8 protein-coding genes are annotated in these 6,634 nt (G+C 40.8%); all 8 read left to right on the top strand.

All coding sequences use genetic code 11. The features are described from left to right. Nucleotides 1-231 precede the first annotated feature (231 nt). Nucleotides 232-795 (top strand): hypothetical protein, encoded by a 564-nt coding sequence (locus RW092_RS01910; protein ID WP_316009363.1) that lies wholly within the window; start codon nucleotides 232-234, stop codon nucleotides 793-795. Between the two features lie 196 nt (nucleotides 796-991). After that, a complete protein-coding gene (locus tag RW092_RS01905; RefSeq protein WP_052147338.1) occupies nucleotides 992-1,408 on the top strand; it encodes a hypothetical protein in 417 nt (138 codons plus the stop codon). A 294-nt stretch (nucleotides 1,409-1,702) separates the two neighbouring features. After that, nucleotides 1,703-1,798 carry a competence inhibitor ComI gene (comI, locus tag RW092_RS01900; RefSeq protein ID WP_229752580.1) on the top strand — a complete coding sequence of 32 codons (96 nt, stop codon included), beginning with the start codon at nucleotides 1,703-1,705 and terminating at the stop codon, nucleotides 1,796-1,798. 430 nt (nucleotides 1,799-2,228) lie between these two features. Then, the gene (locus RW092_RS01895) at nucleotides 2,229-2,675 is read left to right on the top strand and encodes a type II toxin-antitoxin system VapC family toxin (RefSeq protein ID WP_085170985.1); all 447 of its coding nucleotides are present in this window, start codon (nucleotides 2,229-2,231) and stop codon (nucleotides 2,673-2,675) included. A 90-nt stretch (nucleotides 2,676-2,765) separates the two neighbouring features. Beyond that, entirely contained in the window at nucleotides 2,766-3,986 is a 1,221-nt protein-coding gene (locus RW092_RS01890; protein WP_016313297.1) for an IS256 family transposase, read from the top strand. Between the two features lie 357 nt (nucleotides 3,987-4,343). Beyond that, nucleotides 4,344-4,679 carry an HIT family protein gene (locus RW092_RS01885; protein WP_316009362.1) on the top strand — a complete coding sequence of 112 codons (336 nt, stop codon included), beginning with the start codon at nucleotides 4,344-4,346 and terminating at the stop codon, nucleotides 4,677-4,679. Nucleotides 4,680-4,916: 237 nt separating this feature from the next. Continuing rightward, a complete protein-coding gene (locus RW092_RS01880) occupies nucleotides 4,917-5,459 on the top strand; it encodes a GNAT family N-acetyltransferase (RefSeq protein WP_316009361.1) in 543 nt (180 codons plus the stop codon). Between the two features lie 200 nt (nucleotides 5,460-5,659). Next, nucleotides 5,660-6,367 (top strand): class I SAM-dependent methyltransferase, encoded by a 708-nt coding sequence (locus RW092_RS01875; protein ID WP_316009360.1) that lies wholly within the window; start codon nucleotides 5,660-5,662, stop codon nucleotides 6,365-6,367. Nucleotides 6,368-6,634: the final 267 nt, after the last annotated feature.

Below are 6,634 nucleotides of genomic sequence, written 5' to 3'. Positions count from 1 at the left end.
TGCGCTCGACGGGTCAGCGGCTTAAGCCTTTCGACGTCGGGAACACGATACGTTAGGTGAAATCAATGCAAACCGCAAAAGAAAGCAGGAGTGAATCATTCACTAGTTCACTTGTAAGGTACAGAATTTGAGTACTTATTTTTCAATGAAAGATTAAACTAGGATTAACTGTACTCGTTAATTGCCGTTACAGTATATAAGGTTAGGGATCACTTAATGGAGGATATTTCTATGAATTGGTTGAGGGAGAAAAAATGGATGTTAGGTTTTATCGCCATGGCCATTGTGCTGCTTATACTTGCAGTAAATAGTGTTGCTTTATATAAACAAATCGATGAACTTAAGAAAGAATCCGTTGGAAGTTTGAATGCTGAATGGTATCAATTGTATCGCTTATCCGAAATGGTGGATAAATACTATATTAAGAATAATTTTGAGAACCCAATAAGGTATCAACTGTTTGTAAATCAAACAGCACACCATTTTATGGGGAGACCAGATGATTTATCAGTAAATATGAGAAATCTATTAGTACTTGCGTATGACCCATTGTTCTCTGATTTATCCCTTGAGGAAGGTCCCTTAAACATAGAAGAAGCATCAAAAATACTCACAGATATGAATGATGACATTATGTTAATTAGCAGAGGTATAATTGACATGCAAGATGACGAAAAATTGAAATTGCTGGATCCAACTTCGTTGGAATTTATTAAAATAAGTACTCAAGTTAAAGATGCCTATGATAAATATATAAAATTAGTAGATGATTATTTTAAGAATAATAAAAAATGACTTTCAATTAATAATAATATACTCTGTGGGTAAATTCGGGGAAAGCATTGACATCACCTAACACCGCATTCACGCATCGGGCTGACGCCCTCGGTCGCAGACGTGGGTTCGAGGAAGTTGTTGCTGCGACAACCTCCTTCGGAGGTTCGTGAATGCGAGGAACGTTAGCAGAAATTGCCCAAAGAGAGGTTAAACCATGAAGATACATTTAACATTTTTAATCCTGTTAGTTTGTATTTCTCTAACTGGATGTAATGATGGCAAACCAATAACAGAATTAAAACCAATTACACTTGCTGAGTTGTACCCTGGAGATGTTAAAAGCATAGATCAAATTGAATTAGTTGACGGTTCTTCAGGAGAAAGCAAAACTGTATCAAATAATGAAGAGATAAAAACAATAATAAAAAACATTAAAGATATAAAGTTAATACCGGATACAAACCAAGAAGGACGAACAGGATGGTTATTTCGGTTAAAGTTTTATGAAAAGAGTAACGTCAAATTAGATTTTACCCCACACCATATGAATGGAATATATTATGAAAACAATAGTGAATTAACACTGATACTAAAGCAATTATATAAAGAAAAGTTTGGTAGAGAGTTCTAAGAGGTAAGCAACTTCTGCTAACACTGTCTTCACGCTGCGGGGCTTACGCCCCTTGGTTGTCAGATGTATAATCAAGGAAGAAGCTCAGACAACACACGACCCGGCCTAAGATAGGAGCTATCTAAGGCCGGGTCGCGTCGTGAATACGGGAACGTTATAGGAAATTCCGGCAAACTGTATACAAACATAGACACGAAACAAACATTCTATTAATGAATGGGTATATGTGGTAGAATAAGGAAGTGCAATTGAATCTTGGGTGGGCATGGTTTCCCTTCGAAAGGAGGTGAAGCCATGGAGGTTAAAGATGCATTGACAATAATGTTCCTATTCGGAACGTTTATCCTTGCCCTCTTAACATACATTAATTCCAACAACAAGAGAAAGTAAAAACCCACCCCAAGGTTAACGGCCGAAGGTGGGTTTTGTTCCTTAAATGACTTAGAGGGGAATAGACCATCCAAGCCAATTGTATAGCCGAGTGTTGACGCACTCGGTTTTCTTATAACGATCATAACATATACTGAAGTGGCTGAAAACCATGAGAATGAAATCTATAAGAACCTGTATAAAACGTATAAAGTAATTTGAATGAGATATCAAAGAGGGCCGGAACATCCTATAACACCGTATTCACGCTGCGGGCTGGCGCCCTTGGTCCGGACCGAAGTTAAGAAGCCAGAAAGTTAATCTGCCGGACAATCTCTGCGAGCCTAAGTCTTCGACACGTTCGCTTACGCTCACTTAAGGCTCTCGGATTCGTGAATACAAGAACGTTATAGGAAATCAGCACAAAGAAAAAATCTTAGGAGGAACTCATTTGAAGAAGATAATGTTTGATTCAAACGTATTTGATAAGTTACCTGAGTTTATTGATAGAGTAAAAAATTCAGCTGGAAGCCAATATGAATACTATATAACATCAATACAAGTTGAAGAATTATGTGAGATCCCTGATGATAAACAGAATATTAGAAAAACTAATATCCTCATGTTAGTTGAATTGCGTGCAAAGTTGGTTCCAATTTCCGTATTTATCTTAAATGGAAGGACTAGATTAGGATATGCTAGATTAGGAAATGGGGAAGTTTATCGCAAAATATTAAATGATAAAAAGACAAATATTGATGATGCTGTTATTGCAGATACGGCCGTTTATGAAGGTTGTACTTTAGTAACTCAAGATAAGGATCTATACAAGAAAATGAAGAACAATAATTATGATGTAATGTATTTAGAAGAATTTTTAGATTCTTTTAAAAGTTAAATCGAAGAAGGTGCTGAGAGTCTGTAAAATAGTTTGTGTAAACTCCCAAATCTATTAAAATGGAAAGTAATAGAAAGGTTGGGAGAACACATGGGACTATGGACAAAAGAGCAACTACGGACGTTTATTAAGGAGAACAAGCTGGTAACGGCTCAGGATGCGCAAAATGCCTTGAAAGAACTGTTTGCTGAAACTCTTCAAGAGATGCTGGAAGCAGAGCTCGATACGCATTTAGGCTACGAAAAGCATGAGGTCAAAGCCAAGATGACGCCAAATAGCCGAAATGGCAAGAGCAAGAAGACGGTGGTCAGCGAATACGGAGAGCAGGAAATTATGGTTCCACGGGATCGGATGGGTGAGTTCGAGCCCGTTGTTGTGCAGAAACACCAGAAGAATGTAACTGGCATCGAAGATCAGATCATCGCCCTGTACGCCAAAGGAGTCAGCACACGAGAGATTCAAGACCATCTGCAAAACCTGTACGGCATCGAAGTCTCGCCTACGCTCATTTCCAATGTTACCAACAAAATCGTGCCTCTCATTAAGGAATGGCAGAATCGGCCGCTTCAAGGCGTGTACGCCGTCGTTTACATGGATGCGATTCACTTCAAAGTGAAGCAGGACGGTGCCATTGTAAACAAAGCGGCCTACATGGTTATCGGCATCGACCTGGACGGAAACAAGGATGTGCTCGGCATGTGGATCGGGGAGAATGAATCCAGTAAGTTCTGGCTAAGCGTCCTAAATGACCTGCGAAATCGTGGTGTCCAAGACATTCTCATCATCTGTGTGGACAATCTCAGTGGTTTCTCCGAAGCGATTGCTGCCTGCTATCCAAAGACCGAGATCCAAAAGTGTATCATCCACCAAATCCGTAATTCCACTCGCTACGTGTCGTACAAGGATCTCAAGAAAGTCACTGCGGACCTGAAGCCGATTTACAAGGCAGCAACTGAGGAAGGGGCGCTCTTGGAACTGGACCGCTTCGAGGAAGTCTGGGGCGTCAAGTATCCGCTCATTGTCCGCTCTTGGCGCAACAACTGGGAGGGGCTCTCGACCTTCTTCAAGTACCCACCTGAGATCCGCAAACTCATCTACACAACAAATATGATTGAGAGTTACCACCGACAGCTTCGCAAGGTGACCAAGGGAAAGAGTATTTTTCCGACTGATGAAGCTCTGCTGAAAATGCTCTATCTGGCCACGATGGATGTGACCCGCAAATGGACAGGCCGCGTCCAAAACTGGGGACAGATGCTGCTTCAGCTTTCGGTCTTCTTTCCGGATCGGATCAGCAACTACTTACGTTAGAAACGCCAAATCCCCCCTCGGGGGGATTGCTTGGAACTGAGTTTACACAGAAATCTTGACAGACCCGGTGCTGACATCCTATAACACTGTGTTCACGCATCGCAGCCTGGCGGCTGCTCGGTCCGCCCGAGGTCCGATGAGAATCGGAGAGGCATTTCAGTGGCAGGAAGCGGTTCCAGGCGGACACACCTGCGAGGCTAACTGCGCAAGCGCAGCCGGTCACTGCGTGACCTTAAGCCTCTCGGTGTCGTGAACACATGAACGTTATATCCTACGCAAACAGAATATAGATGTCAATTCATTGAAGAAATATATGAACCAGGTCAAGCATTTCCAAAATGATTAGGCGGTGATACTTTGACGAACGATTTTTATTGTGACGAAGTGTTAAGTGGAAACATAGAAGTAACTAAAGTTTTAGAGACTAATAATGTATTAGCGTATCATCATACACGTCCGTTTTACGAGGTACATATAGTTGTTATTCCAAAGAAGCACATTAACTCTTTGATAAGTCTTATGGATAGTGAAGATCACAAATTACTTATAGAACTTCTAGAAGTAGTATCGCACGTATCAAAGACAATAATATCGACTTATGGAGCTTGCCGAATAGTTACTAATCTAGGTGAATACCAAGAATCTAAGCATCTCCATTGGCATGTAGCATATGGAGAAAAGGTAAGGGACTAAAAACAATAAATCTCTAAGTATATCAGAGAAGGCGCAGCATCATATAACACCGCATTCACGCAGCGGGCCAGCTAAAGCTGTCCCTTGGTCCACAAAAGGGATTTCGAAGAGGCTAATTCAGCGGACAACCCAACGAGGCTAAGTGGCAGAGCAACCCGCGCTAACGTGCCTTAAGATTCTCGGGTTCGTGAATACGATAACGCTATCAAAAATCATAGCAAGTCGGAGGTGTAGTTTTTGCAGAGGAGAATAGATGAAAACCTTCAAATATCATTATTTGAATTAAATCAAGCACATGACTTATTCAAACTGATTGATCAAAACCGGGATCACTTCGGTAGGTGGCTTGAATTTCCACGAGTAACCAATACGGTTGAAGATACAAAGGAATTCATCGAGAGGTCATTACATAAATATTCTACTGGTAATGGATTCTGGTGTGGCATTTGGCATCGGAATGAGCTTATCGGTGCAATAGGACTTTTGTATGTAAACTGGAAAGATAAAGTGACGGAGATTGGCTATTACATAGCCCAAGTTCATGAAGGAAAGGGCTATATAAGTCGAGCTTGTCTAGAAGTCATTGAATTTATCTTTAATGATTTAAAGCTGAATAGAGTTGAAATCAGGGTTAATCCAGAAAATACTAGAAGCTGTAAAATCCCTGAACGATTAGGTTTTAAGAAAGAAGGAATACTGCGTCAAACGGAATGGTTTATAGATCGTTTCACGGATAAGGTTGTTTATGGTCTTTTGAAGGAAGATTGGGAAGAGAATTGAGCTGATTCAAAGAGGGGTATGACTTCTGATAACACCGTATTCACGCATCGGGGCTATCGCCCCTCGCTTGTCAGATGTATAATAATGGAAGAAGCTCAGACAACAAACAACCCAGCCTAAGATAAGAGCTATCTAAAGGCTGGGTCGTTTCGTGAATACAAGAACGTTAGATGAAACTTGCAGAAACCTGAGGTGCAGGTATGGACAGGGTAGAAATGATAAGAGCAGAAGAAAAACGATATCATGATTTTTGTTATGAACACTACAATCTCTATGAACAAGGGACTTGGTTACACAAGCCTGTTCAAACAGTGCTGGACCTCATAGATCAGTTTAATAGTTATGAATATCTAAGAGTATTAGATCTAGGATCGGGAGTCGGGAGGAACAGTATTCCCATTGCTCAGACAATTAAAAATAGACAAGGTAAAGTTATTTGTGTGGACTTGCTAGAATCGGCACTTAATAAATTGCATGAATATAGTAAACGTTATGAAGTAGAACACATAATCGAGATGAGACTTTCTGATATAGAGCAATTTGAGATCAAGCAAAGTGAATACGATTTAATAATCGCTGTATCAGCGCTTGAACATGTAAGTTCGGAAAGAGCACTAGAAAAGAAATTAAGAGAGATGGTTTTAGGAACAACTGCAGGCGGTATTAACTGTATAATAATTAGTTCGAATATTCGTGAAGTAAATCAGGTGACAAGCAATGAGTTGGATCCTATGTTTGAAATCAATCTCTCAACAGAGCGAATGCTAGATTTGATGGACAGGAATTATTCAGGTTGGGAGATTCAAAAGAGAATAGTAAAGCAATTAGAATTTGATATAAAACGTAGAGAGCAACCCGTAAAATTGATGAGTGATTGTATAACATATATAGCAAAGAGAAGTCGGTAAGTAGTTCTAAGAAGCCTGCAAGCATCATCTAACACCGTATTCACGCATCGGGCATTCGCCCTCGGTCCGGACACGAAGTTAGAAGAGGATTCGGAGGGGCATTTCAGTAGCAGGGAAGCTGGGTCAGCCGGACACATCCGCACCGACTAACTGCGCAAGCGCAGCCGGCTCCTGGCGGAGCCTTAAGTCGGTGGGACGTCGTGAATACAATAACGTTATCTGCCATCGTCTAGTCGAAGAAGTGGGAAAGAATGAAAAGCTGAATAA

The organism is Paenibacillus sp. 3LSP, assembly GCF_032465655.1.
Classification (GTDB): domain Bacteria; phylum Bacillota; class Bacilli; order Paenibacillales; family Paenibacillaceae; genus Fontibacillus; species Fontibacillus barengoltzii.
Note: the sequence above shows the minus strand (reverse complement) of the source record. Positions and strands in the feature narration are given on the sequence as shown.

What these genes read in the sequence shown, in the direction of transcription:
- RW092_RS01910 (WP_316009363.1), top strand. Translation starts at nt 232, where the DNA reads ATGAATTGGTTGAGGGAGAAAAAATGGATGTTAGGTTTTATCGCCATG.
- RW092_RS01905 (WP_052147338.1), top strand. Translation starts at nt 992, where the DNA reads ATGAAGATACATTTAACATTTTTAATCCTGTTAGTTTGTATTTCTCTA.
- comI (WP_229752580.1), top strand. Translation starts at nt 1,703, where the DNA reads ATGGAGGTTAAAGATGCATTGACAATAATGTTCCTATTCGGAACGTTT.
- RW092_RS01890 (WP_016313297.1), top strand. Translation starts at nt 2,766, where the DNA reads ATGGGACTATGGACAAAAGAGCAACTACGGACGTTTATTAAGGAGAAC.
- RW092_RS01875 (WP_316009360.1), top strand. Translation starts at nt 5,660, where the DNA reads ATGGACAGGGTAGAAATGATAAGAGCAGAAGAAAAACGATATCATGAT.